Source organism: Streptomyces sp. NPDC005374 (assembly GCF_042872225.1).
Classification (GTDB): domain Bacteria; phylum Actinomycetota; class Actinomycetes; order Streptomycetales; family Streptomycetaceae; genus Streptomyces.
Genome location: NZ_JBIAKA010000006.1, coordinates 415,570 through 432,643, shown reverse-complemented (window position 1 = coordinate 432,643; position 17,074 = coordinate 415,570). Strand labels below are relative to the sequence as shown.

Sequence of the window (17,074 nt, the reverse complement as noted above, 5' to 3'; positions counted from 1 at the left end):
GCCGCCGTTGCGACCTGTGCGGTGTGGCTGATTTCCGGGCGCCGGCCAGTGTGTGTGATCTCGCGTCGCGCGCCTGACTCTTGCGGGAAGCGGCCCCGGGCCGATGAGGTGAGGCTGCCGCCTACGCGGACAGGTGACCCGGAGTCCCCTCTGGTCGAACCAGCTCACTTCCGCCGATGAGAAGGTCCTCGCGCTGGTCGGCGTGCCCGGACCGCCTCGGCCCGTGAATCGGCCCTGCCGAACGGGCCAGGGGCTGCCCTGATCCCCCTCGAAGGCCGGCGACGATTTCGGCGGCGATGCTGATGGCGGTCTCTCGGGCGTGCGTGCGCCGAGGTCCAGGCCGATGGGGCTGGAGAGACGGGCCGGTTCCTCCTCGGTCGGTCCCGCGTTCCGCAGCCGTGTCATCCGGTCGTCGTGGGTACGACGCGAGCCCATCGCCCCGACGTACCCGACTTCGGGCAATCGCAGTGCCACCTCCAGCAGCGGGAGGTCGAGACTGGGCTCGTGGGACTCCCACGAGTCGGCCGACGTGACAGTGCCCTTCACGTTCCTGACGCCGACCCCCCGGCGCTGGGTGTGGGGAGCGCGGTGAGGAAGTCGCGGATGTCCGCCACTTCCTTCGCGTTGATGCCGTGGCCGAGGCCCGGGTAGGTGTGCTCACGCAGGACTGCCCCCGACTGCTCGCGGAGCCAGGTCCCGGTGCGTGCGACGAGATCGGCCGGGATCACCTGGTCCTCGGTGTCGCGCCCCCAGAAGACAGGGAGACCGCTGAGTCGGCCGGGTTCCTCCGGGAGGGCCGCGTCCCAGGGCAGGGTGCCGGAGAGCAGGACGGCGGCGGAGAACTCCCCGGGGCGTGCGAGTAGCAGAGCGCCGGCCATGGCCATGCCGCCCGAGAAGCCGAGCACGATGACGGAGGAATGTTGCGGCCGCACGGTGTGGAGCCAGTCGAAGAGCCAGCGGGCGGTGTCGGCGATCGAGTCCGGAAGCGGCCGTCCGATGCCGCGATTGGCGAACCAGGTGTAGCCGCCGCCTGCCGGGATGGGCGCCCGGACGGAGGCGACGGTCGTCCCGGCAGGCAGTTGCGGTGCCAGATCGGCGAAGGACCGCTCGTCGGCGCCCCAGCCGTGGAGGGCCAGGATCAGGGGTGTTCCGGCGCGTTCCGTCTCGGCGGCGGACCAGTGGACTACGGGACCGGGCACGGGGCCTTCTCTCGAGGAGTCATTGAAGCTTGAATGATCTGGGATCGGGGTGCAGGGCGCTCTTCCGGTGCTGACCGCAGCGCTCTCTGAGCCGACGGGTGGGGGTAGAGGGTGCGGCATCGGCCACCTACGTTCCTGGTGCTGGATGGCCTCCCCGCGTGAGGCAACCGCTTGATCTGCAGTGTCCAGAGCTGGGCGACATGGTCGTGCAGGAGGGGCGGCGGCATGGTGCCATCACGATCGACTCCGCCGAGCTGTCGGTGGGCCACCAGGCCAGGCGGCAGGGGTGCCGGTACGCGCTGGTACTGACGAAGGCCTATGAGCTGCTCGCCGAACAGACGGTCCGCGGTCCCGCTGCGGACCTGGCATCGCTGATGTCGTTGCGGAATGGATGGACTGACGCTTCCGGGCAGGTACGACCCAGCTGGCGTGCGCGGCCACGGCCACTCGCACTCGCGAGGGCGAGAGGCTAGTCGGGCGAGTCGTGCAACCGGTTCGTGTCGGCCCGGCCGGTATCGGGGTCGAGCCTGTACAGGATGGCTTGGGTGATGTCGGCGAGTTGGATGACCTGCTCGGGTGTGAGCGCGTCGATCACGTGGTCTCGTACGAAGGTCACGTGGCCCGGAGCGGCCTGTTGCACCTTTTGCCAGCCGGCCTCGGTGAGGCGGGCGTTGGTGGCGCGCCGGTCCGTCGGGCAGGGAGCGCGATCGAGCAGGCCGCGGCCTTCCAGACGCTGCACCACGTGGGAGAGTCGGGCGAGGGTGGCCGTGGTGCTCTGGGCGAGCTTGGTCATCCGCATCGTGCGCTGGGGCGCCTCGGAGAGCAGGGCGAGTACGTAGTAGTCGAAGTGCGTCAGTTGGGCGTCGCGTCGCAGTTGGCTGTCCAGGGCCGTCGGCAGCAACTCCAGTACGGCAGCCAGCCGTACCCATGCCGCCACTTGTTCCCGGGTGAGCCATCGCGTGTCCACGCGGCACAGTATGTCACCAAAATAGTTGTTGCTACAACTGGATGAATATGGCATGGTTGTAGCTACAACCTATGGAGGTCGTCATGACGCACATCAGCATCATCGGCACGCCGAGGCGCCGCTCGGCGGCGTGATCAGGGCCGCCGGGCCGCGTGCCGTGGACGCGGGCGGCCTCAATGGGGCTCGGGAGCTGGAGGCACTCGGCTTCCTGCAACTCCCCTCGCCGACGGCGGGAAGACCTCCTGGACCGGCGGATTCACCCTGGCTCAGTGACACCGCCGCTCGGGGGACGTGGGGCTGGCGACGCTGCCTGCCGCGCATCCCCCGAGCGACCCGGGGCCATCCTGCAACGCTTTCCTGAGCATTCACGACAAGGAGAATCCCGATGAGCATCGGTCCCGTGCGACTCAACCATGCCGTTCTGTTCGTCGCCGATGTGGCGCGATCTGAGCGGTTCTACACCGAGGTCTTCGGCATGGACGTCGCCGCGCGTGAGCCCCGGGGCCGGGCCGTGTTTCTGCGGTTGCCACGCTCCGTCAACGATCACGATCTCGGCCTCATGGGCGTCGGCCCGTCCACGCCGCCCAAGCGGCGCGGCGGGATCGGGCTCTACCACCTGGCCTGGCAGGTCGACACCATCGAGGAGCTCCAGCGCGCCCGCGAAATACTGGCAGAGGCCGGCGCGTACACCGGAGAGTCCAGCCACGGGGGCACAACCAAGAGCGTCTACGGCGCCGACCCCGATGGCAACGAATTCGAGATCATGTGGATGCTCCCGCGTGAACAGTGGGCCGCGTACGCGACCGCCGTGCCCATCGAACCCCTGGACCTGGAAGCCGAGACCAGCCGCTGGAGTGGCGTACAAACCGCCGGCGACATCCGCTGACCGACACCCTCGGCCGGCACGACTGACTGAGCGTCTGGTCCGGTGCTTTGTGCGTGGTCCCAGGCCGGAGGGCTGCATAAAGGATGGTCCTTCAATGAGCACCGCCGACATCGACCTCGAGGCGCTGCCTCCGCACACCCTCGTCGCCGAGAGTGGCCAAGTGAGCTTGAGTCAAGATCCGCAGGCTCCGGTCTCACCCTCGACCCCGCGGCCGACGCCCAACCGTGTCCGGCGTCGGTGGACGTCTCAGAACATCGCCTGGATGATTCCCACGGTGCGCCCCAGGTGCGGCTCGGAGCGGTCCGAGCGGTGGGCCACGGCAAGCTCCACGCGTGCGTCGGCTCCGGTCAGCGGTCGGTAGGCCACGCCGTCGAGGGCCAGCGCGGTCACGGGCTCGGGTACGACGGCGACGCCGAGGCCGCCGGCCACCAGCGTGACCAGCGTCGAGGTCTCCCCGACCTCGTGGCGGATGTGCGGCTCGATGCCCGCGTCGCGCAGCAGGCCAAGCACGACGTCGTACATCACCGAACGGCGGTCGGCGGAGTGCACGATCAGATCGGCGCCGGCCAGGTCCGCTGCCCGCAGCCGCTTCCGGCGGGCGAGCGGGTGGTCGACCGGTACGGCGACGACGAGCCGGTCCCGGCGCAGGGTGTGCACGGTGAGCGAGAGGTCGGCCGCCGGAGGGCGCAGCAGCGCGACGTCGATCGCGCCGGTGCGCAGCGCCTCGACCTGGTCGGGCGCGAGCATCTCGCCGCGGAAGGAGAAGTCGACGCCGGGCAGTTCCTCCGTGAGTCGCCGCGAGAGGGCGGGCAGGAGGCTGTACGTCGCCGAGCCCACGCAGCCGATGGCGAGGCGGCCCACCGATCCGGCGGCGACGAGCCGTGCGTGAAGGCCGGCCTCGTCGACATCGGCGAGGATCGCGCGCGCCCGCTCGAGGTAGGCGCGGCCGGCCTCGGTGAGGTCGACGCGGCGAGTGGTGCGGCGGAGCAGCTGCACGCCGAGCTCGGTTTCGAGCTGGCGGATCTGCGTGGAGAGCGGCGGCTGGGCCATGTGGAGCCGCTCGGCGGCGCGACCGAAGTGACGCTCCTCGGCCACCGCCACGAAGTACCTCAGGTGACGCAGATCCATATGTCGTCCATATCAATCGGCTTGGATATGCGTACTTCAGAATATCGCGGCTCGCGATTAGCGTCGTTGCCATGAGTGCTTTCCTCTACGCCGCGACACGGACCCCGTTCGGGCGCTTCAACGGCGCGCTGGGCGGCGTCCGCCCTGACGACCTCGCCGCCGCCGCGATCATCTCGACGCTCGCCCGGGTGCCGGGTCTCGATCCCGCCGCGATCGACGACGTGGTGTGGGGCAACGCCAACGGAGCAGGTGAGGAGAACCGCAACGTCGGCCGTATGGCGGCGCTGCTCGCCGGGCTCCCGGTGAGCGTGCCCGGCACCACGGTCAACCGGCTGTGCGGCTCCAGCCTCGACGCGGCGATGATCGCGAGCCGGACGATCGAGTCCGGCGACGCCGACGTGGTGCTGACCGGCGGTGTCGAGTCGATGACACGTGCGCCGTGGGTGCTTCCGAAGTCGGCGAAGCCGTTCCCGGTCGGCGACGTCACCGCCGTCTCGACCACGCTCGGCTGGCGGCTGGTCAACCCACGGATGCCGAAGGAGTGGACGGTCAGCCTCGGCGAGGCCAACGAGCAGCTCCGGGAGCGCTTCGGAATCTCCCGCGAGCGGCAGGACGAGTTCGCCGCCCGCTCCCACCAACTCGCCCACGATGCTTGGGAGTCGGGCTTCTACGACGACCTGGTGGTGCCGGTCGAGGGCGTCGACCTGGCCCGCGACGAGGGCATCCGGGCCGGATCCACACCGAAGGTGCTGGCGGGGCTCAAGCCGGTCTTCCGTACGGCGGAGCAGGGCGGCACCATCACGGCGGGCAACGCCAGTCCGCTCAACGACGGTGCCTCCGCGGTGCTGTTGGGCAGCGAGAAGGCCGCGGCCGCGATCGGCGCCGCCCCGATCGCCCGTATAGCCGGCCGCGGCGTGATGGCGCTGGAGCCGCAGGCCTTCGGCTACGCCCCGGTCGAGGCCGCCAACCGTGCGCTGGCCAGGGCCGGAATCGGCTGGGACCAGGTGGGCGCGGTCGAGCTCAACGAGGCCTTCGCCGTCCAGTCGCTCGCCTGCGTCGACGCCTGGAAGATCGACCCCGCCATCGTCAACCAGAAGGGCGGCGCCATCGCCATCGGGCACCCGCTGGGCGCCTCGGGCGGACGGGTCCTCGCCACGCTGGCCAAGGTGCTGCGCGAGACGAGGCAGCGCTACGGCGTCGCCGCCATCTGCATCGGAGTCGGTCAGGGCCTGGCCGTCGTACTCGAGAACTGCGACGTCATGGGGTCGGACCGATGAGCCGGGCGGAGATCCTCGAAGGCACCGACGCCGCGGTCGCCGGGGTCGAGGACGAGTCCACGATCCTCGTCGGCGGTTTCGGCCTGGCCGGGATGCCGTTCGACCTGATCGACGCGCTCATCCGGCAGGGCGCGAAGGACCTCACGATCGTGTCCAACAACGCCGGCAACGGTGACGTCGGGCTGGCCGCGTTGCTGGCCGCCGGCCGGGTGCGCAAGGTGCTCTGCTCCTTTCCGCGCCAGGCCGACTCCTGGGTCTTCGACGGCCTCTACCGCGCGGGGAAGATCGAGCTGGAGGTGGTGCCGCAGGGCAACCTCGCCGAGCGGATGCGCGCGGCCGGTGCCGGCATCGGCGCGTTCTACTGCCCGACCGCGGTCGGCACACCGCTGGCCGAGGGCAAGGAGGAGCGTGAGATCGACGGCCGGAAGTACCTGCTGGAGTACGCGATCAAGGGCGACTACGCGCTGATCGGCGCGCACATCGCGGACACTCTGGGCAACCTGGTCTACCGGAAGACCGCCCGCAACTTCGGACCGGTCATGGCCACGGCCGCGACGACGACCATCGTCCAGGTCGACGAGGTGGTCGATGCCGGGAAACTCGACCCCGAGGCTGTCGTCACCCCGTCCATCTACGTCGACCGGGTCGTCCAGGTCGAGGCACGTCACTACACCGTCCAGGGGGCACGATGACCATCACGCCGAGCGATCAGCTGCGCGCCGCCCACCGGCTCTCGATGGACGAACTGGCCGCAGTCATCGCACGGGACATCCCGGCCGGTTCCTTCGTCAACCTTGGTATCGGGCAGCCCACCAAGATCGCCGACCATCTGCCTGCCGACTCCGGGGTGGTACTGCACACCGAGAACGGCATGCTCAACATGGGCCCGAAAGCCGAGGGCGACGCGGTCGACCCCGACCTGACCAACGCCGGCAAGGTCCCGGTGACCGAGTTGCCGGGGGCGGCCTACTTCCACCACGCCGACTCCTTCGCCATGATGCGCGGCGGACATCTCGACGTCTGCGTACTGGGGGCCTACCAGGTCGCCTTCGACGGCGACCTGGCCAACTGGACCACCGGCAGGCCCGAGGACATCCCCGCCGTCGGCGGCGCCATGGACCTCGCCATCGGCGCCAAGGACGTCTACGTGATGATGACGCTCTTCACCCGCTCCGGTGAGCCGAAGATCGTGCCGCAGTGCACCTACCCGCTCACCGGCGCCGGCTGCGTCAGCCGCGTCTACACCGACCACGGCGTCTTCGACGTCGGCCCCGACGGCGCACGGATCCGCGAGACGTACGGCATCAGCGCCCACGAACTCGCGGAACGACTCGGCACCACGTTGCCCTGGAGCTCCTGACACGATCTTGTGGACCTGCCCTGGTCCAGCTTGTCGCAGTTCGCCGACCCGGCGGAGGCCGGGAGGACGAGATCGCGGGTACGGCCGCCGGCGGCCATGAGGTGGCGAGGCGGCCCTGTGCATCAAGAGTGACAGCAGTCGTACATCGTCTCCTCGGGCGGCGCGGTCGCCCGGGAGCGTTCGATACGCGTGAGCGGCACGGCACCCGGCCGTGTGGCCGGCATGTCCGGGTGTTCGCTCCGGCGGCGTTGCTGAGGCCGGGCAGCCGAGCCAGGGGCGGAGCCTCCCGGGCCGAGGAGTCTCAGCCGCGGTCACCGTCGCAGGGGTCGGCGGCGATGGTGTGCAGGATGCGCTGGCCGATGTGGCCGAGCTGTTTGACCTGTGCCTTGGTCAGCGGGTCGAACACCAGGCGGCGCACCTCCGCGACGTGGCCGGGAGCAGTGCTGACGAGTTTCTCGTACCCCTCATCGGTCAGGGTGGCCAGGGTGTAACGGCCGTCGGCCGGATCGGGGCGCCGATGGGCGTACCCCTTGCGTTCGAGCCGGGCCACGACCTGGGACAGGCGAGAGAGCGAGCCCTCGGCGTACGCGGCGAGCGAGCTCATGCGCAGTACCCGTTGCGGCGCCTCCGACAGCGCCGCCATCACCCCGTACTCGAAATGTGTCAGCCCTTCGTCGCGCAGTTGCGCGTCGAGCGCGTGTTCCAGGCGCCGCATGATGCCGACCAGTCCGAGCCAGGCGTGGCGCTCCTCTTCGTCGAGCCAGCGGGGTGCCTCGTCGGCAGGGGTGTTCGTCATGCCCTCCAATGTACCGAACACTTCAAGCTTCAAGTGAAGTCATCTAGTTTTCACTTGAAGCTTGAAGTCATTGGCGCTACTTTTGAGTTAACGCTTTAAGTGACTGCCCGGGGGTTCCGAGCAGCGTCGAAGCCTTGAGGGGTCCCCCATGAAGCTGCTCGTACTCGGTGCTACCGGTGCCACCGGACGCCTGGTCGTCGATCATGCCCTGGCCGCGGGGCACACCGTCCGCGCGCTGGTCCGCTCACCCGAGAAGCTGGATGCTCAGCCCGGCCTCGACGTGGTTGCCGGGCAGGCCACCGACGCCGGTGACGTCACGCAGGCCATGTCGGGCGTCGGTGCGGTGATCAGCACGCTCGGCGCCACCGGCGGATCCGTCATCACGGATGCCACGCGGGCCGTCATCTCCGGAGCCGTCGCCACCGGTGTCAGTCGGTTCGTGGAGTTGTCCTCCTTCGCCGTGCTGCGCGACCGCCTGAGCGGACCCGCCAAGTTCATGTCCAGCACGGCAATGGGCGCCATGGTCAAGGACAAGGCTGCTGCCGAGGACGCGCTGCGCGCCAGCGACCTCGACTACACCCTCGTCCACGCCGTCCGCCTCACCAACGGCCCCGCCACCGGCGTCACCAAGCTGCTGCCCGGGTCGGCCACCCTGCGCATGGCGGACACCATCAGTCGCGCCGACGTCGCCGTCTGGATGCTCACCGCGCTCACCGACAGCACCACCAGCCGCCGCTCCGTCGTCATAGCCGGCTGACCTCACTCGCTTTCCCACCCGTCCCCGTTCGATCCGGAGAAACTCCATGAGCCACCAGCTCGCCGCCCACCCGGCCCGCCCCAGCGGCCTCGTCATCGCCGGCGGTCTGATCGGCACCGCTGCCGTCGCCATCGCCGTCAACGCCGTCGTCGCCGCGATAGCGCACGCCGCCGGCGCCTCGGACGACTTCCAGCCGCTTCAGCTCTCCGCCTACGCCCCCCTCACCGTCTTCGGCGTCCTGATCGCCGCTGCCGCCTGGGCGATCATCCGCGCGCGTTCGGCACGTCCGGACAGGCTGCTGCGCACCCTCGTGCCCGTCATCCTGATCGTCAGCCTGATCCCGGACATCATGGTCGGCGTCTCCGACAGTCGGCCCGGGACCAGCTGGGGCGCCGTCATCGCCTTGATGGTCATGCATGTCCTTGTCGCCGCTGTCGCCGTCCCCGCTTTCCGGCGTTTCCTGCCCCTCCCCGCCACGCGGGACTGAGCCTCCCCACCGCCGCCGCGCCCCGGTGCTCCTCACGTGCTGTCGGACCTTTGAGCACGTCGACGGTGGCTTGCGGCAATGGAGTCTTCCGCACTCGAGTGCGGCGGCGCGTGAAGGGTCCGTTGCGCGGACTCGCCGTCAGACCGGCCCTGTCCTACCTACATACCTACCGAGGGAGCCAATCATGGCGATCATCACTGTGTTCGGTGCGACCGGTTACGCCGGCGGCCACATCATCGACGAGGCTCTGCGCCGCGGGCACGAAGTGCTCGCGGTCAACCGCACAGGCTCCACCGAGCCTCGGCCCGGCCTCACCCCGGTCGCCGGATCCCTCGCTGACGAGGCTCTCGTGGGCGACCTGGCGGCCAAGTCCGATGTGCTGGTCGTCACGGTCCGCAGCAGCCTTGGCGGCGAGCCGTTCCTGCCTGCTTTCATCCCGTCACTCCTCAAGGCGGCTGTCGAGGGCGGCGCCCGGCTCGGTGTGGTGGGCGGCGCGGGCAGCCTGCACGTGACGGAGGGCGGGCCGCGGCTGCTCGACACCGTCGATCTCCCGGATGCCGTCAAGGCCGAGATAGTCGCGCATGCCCAGACCCTGGACGCGCTGCGGGCGGCCGACAGCGACGCGGACTGGTTCTACCTCAGCCCGGCCGCCCAGTTCGGTGCTCAGGTCCCCGGTGAGCGCACCGGCACCTACCGCGTCGGTGGTGACGTGCTGCTTTCCGACGCCGAGGGCAAGTCCTCCATCTCCGGTGCCGACTACGCCATCGCGCTCCTCGACGAGATCGACAAGCCTGCTCACCACCGGACACGGTTCAGCGTCGCCTACTGAGCCGGGTGGGAACCCGGTGACCCGGCTCCCGCAGCATGCCCCTCGCCGTCGACCCGGCGTCCGAGCGCCCGCGGGCCGAGTCGGTCGAACGAGGCCTTGCAGACGCGCCGTATACGTGGAGAACTCCACGTATACGGCGCGTCTGGCGTGCCGTCGGACACTGCCCGGCGCAGGGGGCAACAGGCCTGCTCCGCAGGCTTCAGGTGTGCGCAGGCCCGGGCAGCTCGAACTGCGCGTCGCGCTGCGGTCCCGGTCGTCATCGGCCCCGGACGCAGGTCCTCCTTCTCCAGCCACGTAGGCCGGTCGTTCGGCGAGGCGTTGGTCCGTCAGGGCAATCGACGGCGAACGATTTGGTGAGATCGGGCAAGCGGACAGGTGGGCACCTCCGGTTCCATGAACACATCGTTTCGACGATGTTGACTGGAGACGCTGCCGATGTCCGAGACAAGTGGCCGTGATCGAATACGCAACCACGGCGCGCTGACCGCGGAATCCTCTCTGGAGCCGGGGTTGTCGGCCGACGGATTCCGCGAGGCGTTCCGTAACCACGTGGGCGGTGTCGCCGTCGTGACCGCCGATGCCGGCCGAGGCCCGGTCGCCCTGACGGCGACGTCGGTGATATCGGTGAGCGCGACGCCACCTCTGCTCGTGTTCTCGGTGTCGGTCCTCTCTTCGGCGACGCCGACGATCCTGGAGTCGTCGTCCGTGGTCGTGCACCTGCTGGGGGCCGACCAGGTCGACCTCGCGCTCCTTTGCGCGACGAGCGGAGCGGACCGCTTCGCGGACACCGGCTCCTGGGCCCGGCTGGCGACCGGCGAGCCGCACTTCGTCACGGCCCCGGTGAGCATCCGCGGCACCGTCGCGGCCACCTTCACGGCAGGAGCCTCGACGCTCGTCGTCGTCAACGCCACCCATGCGTACTACGCGGCGCCGGACGTCGCCGCCCGCAGTGACGCGCCGCACCCGCTGGTCTACCACAACCGGACCTGGCATCAGCTGAGCGAGCTTTCCCAGGTGCTGCCGGGCGCGCAATGACGCGATTGCAGCCCCATTTCGCTCCGTCCACCCGGCCGGAGCCCGAAGGCAGGCGGACATCTGCCGCGAAGGAAGTCCACATCATGACGATCAACGCGGTCATCCCCACGGAAGCGGCAGCCGATGAAGCAGCCACCCGCGAGAAACTGGTGCGCACGGCACATGACCTGATCCCTCTCCTGCGGGACAACGCGGAACGCACGGAGCGCGATCGCCGACTCACGGACGAGGTGACCGACGCGGTGCGGTCCGCCGGTCTCTTCCAGGTCTGCACACCGCGTGCGTCCGGGGGATTCGGCGGCGGTCTGCGCACCATGGTGGAAGTCACCGCCGAACTCTCGCGTGGCGATGGCTCGACGGGCTGGGTCGCGTTCATCGCGAACACCACCGCCTTCTCCTTCGGACTGTTCCCCGACGACGTGCGAGCCGCCGTCTACACCGATCCCCACAGTGTGGCGATCAGCCAGTTCACACCCGTCGCAGCGGCAACCGAGGTGGACGGTGGGTACCGGCTCACCGGCAAGTGGCCGTTCGCGTCGGGCAGCCACCAGGCACAGTGGACGCTGACCGCGTTCCGGGTACTGGACGACGCCGGGCAACTGCGGGAGATCCGCTTCGCCCTCATGTCCGCGGCCGATCTCACGATCGAGGACACCTGGTACGTCGCGGGGATGGCCGGCACCGGTAGCAACACCTACGTCGCGGACGATCTGTACGTGCCGCGCGAGTTCACGCTGGATGTGGAGACCTTCGCGGGACGGAAGTTCGCGGCCTGGCTCCCGGAGGAGCCCGGCTACCGGGCTCCGATCGGCACTCTTGCCTGTCTGGGCATCGTGGGACCGCTCATGGGAATGGCCGAAGGAGCCTGGGATCTGGTGCTGGACTCGATGAAGTCGGGCCGGCCGATCACGGCCGCATACGGCGACATCCGTGACGCTCCCAGTTACCGCATCGCTCTCGCCGACGCGCGCACGGCGATCGACACGGGTCGCTTCCATCTGCTCCGGGCCGCCGACGCCATCGACAGCGCGGCCCACGACGGCCGGATTCTCAGCCTCGCCGAGCGAGGGAACCTTCGCGGTGCCGCCGCCGTCGCCACACGCAGCTTCCGCAACGCCGTCGACCTGCTCCTCGACATAGGGGGCACCCGCAGCTTCGCGCTGTCCAACCCGCTTCAGCGGGTGTGGCGCGACCTCGAAGTCGCCAGCCGTCACGGCTTGAACAACACCCTGATGAACCGGGAGGAATACGCGCTCAGCCTGCTCGGAATGGACCAGGCGTTCCCCGACTCCCTCTGAACCGGGCGGGCCGCCGAGGAGGCCATCGCGCGGTCGTGGCCTTCGGCGCGCGACGGCCACCGCTCATTTCGGCCTCACCAGCGACCTCACCGGGCACCTCGGTCTCGGCATGGGCGTCCACCGGTGCATCGGCTGGCACGTGGCTCGACTGAAGGCCGAGGCGCTGCTGGCCGCGCCGGCCGGCCGCGTAGGGCGCATCGAACTCATGGGCACACCGCACCGCCACCCCCACAACACCCTGCTCTTGTGGGCATCCCTGCCTGCGCGCGTCCACAGAGCGCGACGGAACAGATCGCGGCCGATGTCGTCGTGGCGCCGTGGTGTGTCAGGTGTTCCAGGGGTCCGCTCGCAGGTGGCGGTCGAAGAAGCGCTCGATCAGTGCGGGGGTCAGCCGTACGGAGCTCTCGGCATCCGGGGAGTGTGAGGACCGCACTGTGGCCGTCATGGGGTTCAGTTCCCAGGCGCCGGTGTTGAGGAGGCCGTGGTCGGCGCCGTGCACCAGTAGCAGATGGGACTCGGCGCCCGCGGCGACCAGGGTGTCGTGGAGGCGGCGGCTCTGGGCCGGGCCGATGAGCAGGTCGGCGTCGCCGTGCAGGAGGAGCACGGGCGGCACCCTCGGGTGCGCCTGCCGGGCGGGGCTGGCGTCGACCGCGGCAGCGGTCCGGTCCGACGGCCGGCCGCCAAGCAGACCCCAGGCCGGATCGGCGGGATCCACGCCCAGCATTCCTCCGGGCAGCGCGTCCTCGTTGAGCCGGAGCAGGTCAGTCGGGGGATAGCCCGCCACCACCGCGCGGACGCCGGGCGCCGCGGGGGAGCCGTCGGCGTCGGTGGCGAAGGCCGTGAGCAGTGCGAGGTGCGCGCCGGACGAGCTGCCCCAAAGGCCGATCGACGCCGGGTCCAGGTTGTGGGTGTCCGCGAGGCCGTGCAGGTGGCCCAACGCAGCCTGGACGTCGTGCAGTTGCGCGGGCCAGACGGCGGTTTCGGAGGAGCGGTACTCGATGTCCGCCATGGCGTATCCGCGTTCGGCGAAGAGCCGGGGCAAGCTGGGCCCGTAGCCCCGGCGTTGATGGCGCCAGCCGCCACCGGGCAGCCACACGATCACGGGGGTGGGTGACGTCGCGCCCGTCGGCAGGTACAGGTCCATGCGCAGGTCCGCGACCGGTGCCGCGCCGTATGCGATGTCGCGCACCACCTGGACGGGAGTCGGGTCGACCCTCTCGGGCGGGAGCGGTGCCCGGCTGAGCCCTTCCATGAAGCGGCCCATGACGGCGGCGTTGTTCGCCGTCACGGTCGTCGGGTCCGAGGTGTGCGGCTGCTGTCGGGTCTCACTGGTCACCGGTTGGTCCTGTCCTGGTCAGGGCGAGAAGGGGGAGGGTGCGACGCTTGTGTGCACGGTGTTCGTCGAGCCGCTGCCGGTAGTGCGGTGCGAGCCTGTCCGGGGTCCAGTCGAAGTCGTCCGCCAGCCGCACGTCCACCGCGGACACACCGGTCAGAGCCGTGAGCCGGATCTGGGCCTCGGTCGCGAACGAGCCGATGAGCACGCAGCTCGGCTCGGTCACGCCGACGGTGACCGCGATGCGCTGACCGCCGGAGCCGTCGTCCTGTACGCGGATGTCACCGACGAGTCCCATGTCGTCGAGTCCGGCGGGGACTCCCGCGGTAATGCTGCACGGATCGACGATCTCGTTGAGCGTCGCGCGGACCTGGGTTTCCGTGACCGTCATAGCGCACCGGCCAACGCGTCGTCGGCCGGTGCGACCCGTCCGCCCCACGGTTCCTGGAGTTCGGTGGTGTCGAACTCGTCGCCGCGGATGCGCGCGCGGAGGTCCTTCTCGTCGATGCCGTGCATCCGCAGGAAGTTGCGGCCGAGGATGTCGGCCTTGATCTCCTTGGTGAGCTCGGGCAGCCCGTACTCCTCGATCAGGTCACGGGGCATCTCGAAGTTCCAGAAGGCCTCGATCGCCGGCCGGGGGTGGACGGCGTCGCAGCCGGTCGCCCAGATGATCCGCTCGGCGGCACCGGCCTGCAGGAAGGCGCCCATCGCCTGGGCGAAGCGGCGGGGCGCGTAGACCGCCATGAACGACGTGGCCTCCAGGTTGACCCATATGTTGCGGAAGGACTCCAGCTGAAGGGCCGTCTCCTCGACGAAGGCCATGCCTCCGTGGACGACTTCGAAGGTGAGGTCGGGGAAGGCCAGCGCGGCGGCTTCCACGTCGCTCATCCCGAGGGCGGAGGTCGGCCCGGGCCCGACCGGGAGGGCCTTGTGGATGGCCACGACCTTCAGACCGTGCTGCCGGGCCCGCTCGAACAGTGGGAAGCAGATCTCCGGGTCACCCATGTCCAGCGCGGTCACCCGGCCCTCGACGACGTCGATCGGATAGAGCTTGAGGGCGTTGACCCGGTGCTTCTCCACCAGCTCGTCCACCCGGTCCAGGGCGCCGGGACGCAGCGGGGACACCGCGCCGTAGATCAGCACGCGCTCCGGCCACTTCTCGCGCATCTCCAGGCCGAAGGTCAGCGCCGATCCTCCGTCCCGGAAGTGGCCGTAGATGGGCGTCTCGTGGTACGCGATCACGTCGGTCTGGCTCTCCGCGAGCAGGGCCCGGCCGATGATGTCCGCGCCCGCGCCCTGCATGTAGGTGGAGCGTTCGAGGGTGTATTCGGGGCCGCTGACCCGCTTGTGCAGGCCGTAGAGGTGCTCGCCGATGGCCGCCCCGATGTGCGGGTTGACGCAGTTCTCGGGCCGGAAGTTGTAGTTGTGGGCCACGCCCTCGACGACGAGGAAGTCCTCGATCATGGTCGTTCTCCTTTGGTGTCACGGGTGGCAGAGGCGCTCACACGATCAGGTCTTTCAGGCCCTCCAGGGCGCGGGAGGCGAGTCGTTCGTCGGTCTCGGCGTCGGCTCCGCCGACGCCGACGGCACCGATGACCTCGCCGTCGTCCACGGTGATGGGCACCCCGCCCGGTACGGCGAGGAGGGCGGCGTCGACGAGGTGCACGGGCGCGACCGCCATCGCGGGTGACGCGGCGAGGGCGGCGAACTTCGAGGTCGGCAGGCCGGTGACGGCGGCGGTGTAGGCCTTGCGGCGCGCGGTCTCGATCCCGATGGGGCCGACGCCGTCGTCGCTGAGCAGGACCTTGGTGATGCCGCTGCGGTTGACGACCGCCACGCAGATCCGCGCCCCCTCTGCCCGGGCCGCGCCCAGCGCGGCCTCGGCCGCCCTGTACGCGATGGCGTACGACAGTGGTTCCCTCATCCCGCGGTCCTCTTATGGAGCGGGGCAGCGGAGGCTGCCGGGATCCCGCGGATCAGGTCCGAGGCCTTCTCCGCCACGGCGATGACGGTGGCGTTGATGTTCGCGCCGGGCACGGTCGGCAGGACCGACGCGTCGACGACACGCAGCCCGTCGACGCCGCGCACCCGCAGCTCGGGGTCGACGACCGCGGTCTCGGAGGTTCCGATGGCGCACGTGCCGCAGGCGTGGTTGGCGGTGTAACCGGTCTCGCGCAGATAGCGCTCGAAGTCGGCGTCGGTGCGTACGTCGAGGCCTGGTGCGAGCTCCGCCCGGATCATCGGCGAGACGTCCGGGCTGCGCAGGACGGCCAGAGTGGTGCGCACGGTCTCCCGCAGCGCGGCGACGTCCTCCGGCTCGGTGAGCAGGTTGAACGTGATCCGAGGCGGGGCGGCCGGGTCGGCGGAGCCCAGCCTGACCTCGCCGCGGCTGCGGGGGGTCGCGACGGCGTTGAGTGCCACGCAGTGCCGGTCCTTGAGCGGCCGTATGCCGGGGAACCACGGCCGGGCGTCGAAACCGCCGCCCAGGATGCCGAGGAACCCGTCGGGACGGTCCAGGTCGGGGCGGGTGCGAATGTACGCGGAGAGGAACTCGGGCATCCCGGCCAGCGGACCGTCCCCCGTGAGGAGCCAGCGGAGCGCGCCCACCGCCGCGCGGTCGAGGCGCAGGTGCTCGTGGAAGGTCACCGGATCCTTGACGTCGAACAGCACGGGAGCCGCCGGGTGGTCCTGGAGGTTGGCGCCGACGCCGGCCAGATCCGCCACCGGTTCGATGCCGTGCTCGCGCAGCTGATCCGCCGGTCCGATGCCCGAACGCATCAGCAGCTGCGGCGAGTTGTAGACACCGGCGCAGACCACGACCTCGCGGGCGGCCCGGATCACCCGGCTCTGTCCGCCCTTCACGACACGGACGCCCGTCACGCGTCCTTGGTCGAGCACGAGCGTGTCCACCAGCACCCCGGTGAGCAGGGAGAGGTTCGGGCGCCGCCGCAGCGCGGGGCGCAGGTAGGCGGCGGCTGTGCTGTGCCGTCGCCCGCGGTGGATGGCGTTCTCGACCTGGCCCGCTCCGGTAGGGTCCCCGCTCTGGGTGTCGTCGGGGAACTCGATGCCCAGCGATCGGGCGGCGCGGTCCAGACGGCGGCCGAAAGGACCTCGTCGGACCGTGGTCGACACGGTGACGGGTCCGTACCCGCCGTGGTGCTCGGTGTCCCCGCGCCAACTGCTCTCCGAACGGCGGAAGTACGGCAGCAGGTCGTCCCAACCCCAGCCCGTGGCACCGGACTTGACCCAGTCGTCGTAGTCGAGGCGGTGTGCGCGGACATGAGTCGAGCCGTTGATCGATCCGGTGCCGCCGACCAGTCGGCCACGCGGGACCGGGATACGCCTGCCGTTCAGGCCCGGCTCGGGCTCCGACTCGTAACCCCAGCCGATGTCCTTGCGTCCCGACAGCAGCCCGACCCCGAGGGGCAGCTGAACGAGCAGGCCGCGGTCCGCGGGCGGGCCGGCCTCGATCAGCAGCACCCGTGTCCCGGGGTCCGCGGACAGGCGCGTGGCGAGGACGCAGCCGGCCGTGCCCGCACCGACGACGACGTAGTCGTACGCGGAGCCGTGCCCGGCGCTCATATGGAGGGTCCTGCGGAGGGTCCGGACATCTCGTTTCCTTCGGCTCTGGAGGGAACGCGCGCTGGAGGAGCTGCGGAAAATCGCGGGGAGGCGGTCGCCGGCTCGGCACGTTCTACAGGTGTTGTCGCGAGGTGCGGCGG

At 70.2% G+C, this 17,074-nt stretch carries 18 protein-coding genes and 1 pseudogene; 9 read left to right on the top strand and 10 right to left on the bottom strand.

Annotation, left to right across the window (positions count from 1 at the left end):
• Positions 1–121 precede the first annotated feature (121 nt).
• The 3 genes and pseudogenes from ACFYRX_RS18215 to ACFYRX_RS18205 all read right to left on the bottom strand — a co-directional run.
• Positions 122–492: pseudogene (locus tag ACFYRX_RS18215) on the bottom strand (XdhC family protein); the annotation flags it as partial.
• Between the two features lie 50 nt (positions 493–542).
• Complete coding sequence (locus ACFYRX_RS18210) at positions 543–1,199, bottom strand: alpha/beta hydrolase (protein ID WP_389100652.1); 657 nt, start codon at positions 1,197–1,199, stop codon at positions 543–545.
• Between the two features lie 469 nt (positions 1,200–1,668).
• Positions 1,669–2,166 (bottom strand): MarR family winged helix-turn-helix transcriptional regulator, encoded by a 498-nt coding sequence (locus ACFYRX_RS18205; protein WP_389100650.1) that lies wholly within the window; start codon positions 2,164–2,166, stop codon positions 1,669–1,671.
• A gap of 385 nt (positions 2,167–2,551) precedes the next feature.
• Between ACFYRX_RS18205 and ACFYRX_RS18200 the strand changes: the two genes are divergently transcribed.
• Positions 2,552–3,052 (top strand): VOC family protein, encoded by a 501-nt coding sequence (locus ACFYRX_RS18200; RefSeq protein WP_389100648.1) that lies wholly within the window; start codon positions 2,552–2,554, stop codon positions 3,050–3,052.
• Between the two features lie 246 nt (positions 3,053–3,298).
• On the opposite strand, the gene ACFYRX_RS18195 is transcribed toward ACFYRX_RS18200, so the two are convergent.
• On the bottom strand, positions 3,299–4,180 hold the full coding sequence (locus ACFYRX_RS18195) for a LysR substrate-binding domain-containing protein (RefSeq protein ID WP_389100646.1): 882 nt from the start codon (positions 4,178–4,180) through the stop codon (positions 3,299–3,301).
• Between the two features lie 71 nt (positions 4,181–4,251).
• Here ACFYRX_RS18195 and ACFYRX_RS18190 point away from each other — a divergent pair, with 71 nt between their 5' ends.
• From ACFYRX_RS18190 to ACFYRX_RS18180, 3 genes are read left to right on the top strand one after another with little or no spacing between them, the layout of a single operon-like run.
• Positions 4,252–5,457: a thiolase family protein gene (locus ACFYRX_RS18190; protein WP_389100644.1), complete on the top strand. Its 1,206-nt coding sequence runs from the start codon at positions 4,252–4,254 to the stop codon at positions 5,455–5,457.
• Positions 5,454–6,149 (top strand): 3-oxoacid CoA-transferase subunit A, encoded by a 696-nt coding sequence (locus ACFYRX_RS18185; protein ID WP_389100642.1) that lies wholly within the window; start codon positions 5,454–5,456, stop codon positions 6,147–6,149. The genes ACFYRX_RS18190 and ACFYRX_RS18185 overlap by 4 nt, the downstream gene beginning before the upstream one ends.
• Positions 6,146–6,817 (top strand): 3-oxoacid CoA-transferase subunit B, encoded by a 672-nt coding sequence (locus tag ACFYRX_RS18180; protein ID WP_389100640.1) that lies wholly within the window; start codon positions 6,146–6,148, stop codon positions 6,815–6,817. The genes ACFYRX_RS18185 and ACFYRX_RS18180 overlap by 4 nt, the downstream gene beginning before the upstream one ends.
• A gap of 301 nt (positions 6,818–7,118) precedes the next feature.
• On the opposite strand, the gene ACFYRX_RS18175 is transcribed toward ACFYRX_RS18180, so the two are convergent.
• On the bottom strand, positions 7,119–7,613 hold the full coding sequence (locus ACFYRX_RS18175; RefSeq protein ID WP_389100638.1) for a MarR family winged helix-turn-helix transcriptional regulator: 495 nt from the start codon (positions 7,611–7,613) through the stop codon (positions 7,119–7,121).
• Between the two features lie 148 nt (positions 7,614–7,761).
• Between ACFYRX_RS18175 and ACFYRX_RS18170 the strand changes: the two genes are divergently transcribed.
• From ACFYRX_RS18170 to ACFYRX_RS18150, 5 genes are all read left to right on the top strand, one after another.
• On the top strand, positions 7,762–8,370 hold the full coding sequence (locus ACFYRX_RS18170; RefSeq protein WP_389100636.1) for an NAD(P)-dependent oxidoreductase: 609 nt from the start codon (positions 7,762–7,764) through the stop codon (positions 8,368–8,370).
• Positions 8,371–8,416: 46 nt separating this feature from the next.
• Positions 8,417–8,857, top strand: coding sequence for a DUF6069 family protein (locus ACFYRX_RS18165; protein WP_389100634.1), 441 nt, complete (start codon positions 8,417–8,419; stop codon positions 8,855–8,857).
• A 184-nt stretch (positions 8,858–9,041) separates the two neighbouring features.
• Entirely contained in the window at positions 9,042–9,686 is a 645-nt protein-coding gene (locus ACFYRX_RS18160; protein ID WP_389100633.1) for an NAD(P)-dependent oxidoreductase, read from the top strand.
• A gap of 435 nt (positions 9,687–10,121) precedes the next feature.
• Positions 10,122–10,721 (top strand): flavin reductase family protein, encoded by a 600-nt coding sequence (locus ACFYRX_RS18155; protein ID WP_389100631.1) that lies wholly within the window; start codon positions 10,122–10,124, stop codon positions 10,719–10,721.
• Positions 10,722–10,804: 83 nt separating this feature from the next.
• Positions 10,805–12,019 (top strand): acyl-CoA dehydrogenase family protein, encoded by a 1,215-nt coding sequence (locus ACFYRX_RS18150; protein ID WP_389100629.1) that lies wholly within the window; start codon positions 10,805–10,807, stop codon positions 12,017–12,019.
• Positions 12,020–12,344: 325 nt separating this feature from the next.
• Here ACFYRX_RS18150 and ACFYRX_RS18145 read toward each other — a convergent pair whose 3' ends face one another.
• From ACFYRX_RS18145 to ACFYRX_RS18125, 5 genes are read right to left on the bottom strand one after another with little or no spacing between them, the layout of a single operon-like run.
• A complete protein-coding gene (locus ACFYRX_RS18145) occupies positions 12,345–13,355 on the bottom strand; it encodes an alpha/beta hydrolase fold domain-containing protein (RefSeq protein ID WP_389100627.1) in 1,011 nt (336 codons plus the stop codon).
• On the bottom strand, positions 13,345–13,743 hold the full coding sequence (locus tag ACFYRX_RS18140) for a metal-sulfur cluster assembly factor (protein ID WP_389100626.1): 399 nt from the start codon (positions 13,741–13,743) through the stop codon (positions 13,345–13,347). Before ACFYRX_RS18140 ends, ACFYRX_RS18145 begins: the two co-directional genes overlap by 11 nt.
• Positions 13,740–14,816, bottom strand: a complete 1,077-nt coding sequence (locus tag ACFYRX_RS18135; RefSeq protein ID WP_389100625.1) for an amidohydrolase family protein — start codon at positions 14,814–14,816, stop codon at positions 13,740–13,742. Before ACFYRX_RS18135 ends, ACFYRX_RS18140 begins: the two co-directional genes overlap by 4 nt.
• Positions 14,817–14,853: 37 nt before the next feature.
• Positions 14,854–15,276, bottom strand: a complete 423-nt coding sequence (locus ACFYRX_RS18130; RefSeq protein ID WP_389100623.1) for a heme-binding protein — start codon at positions 15,274–15,276, stop codon at positions 14,854–14,856.
• Complete coding sequence (locus tag ACFYRX_RS18125) at positions 15,273–16,934, bottom strand: GMC family oxidoreductase (protein ID WP_389100621.1); 1,662 nt, start codon at positions 16,932–16,934, stop codon at positions 15,273–15,275. Before ACFYRX_RS18125 ends, ACFYRX_RS18130 begins: the two co-directional genes overlap by 4 nt.
• Positions 16,935–17,074 lie beyond the last annotated feature (140 nt).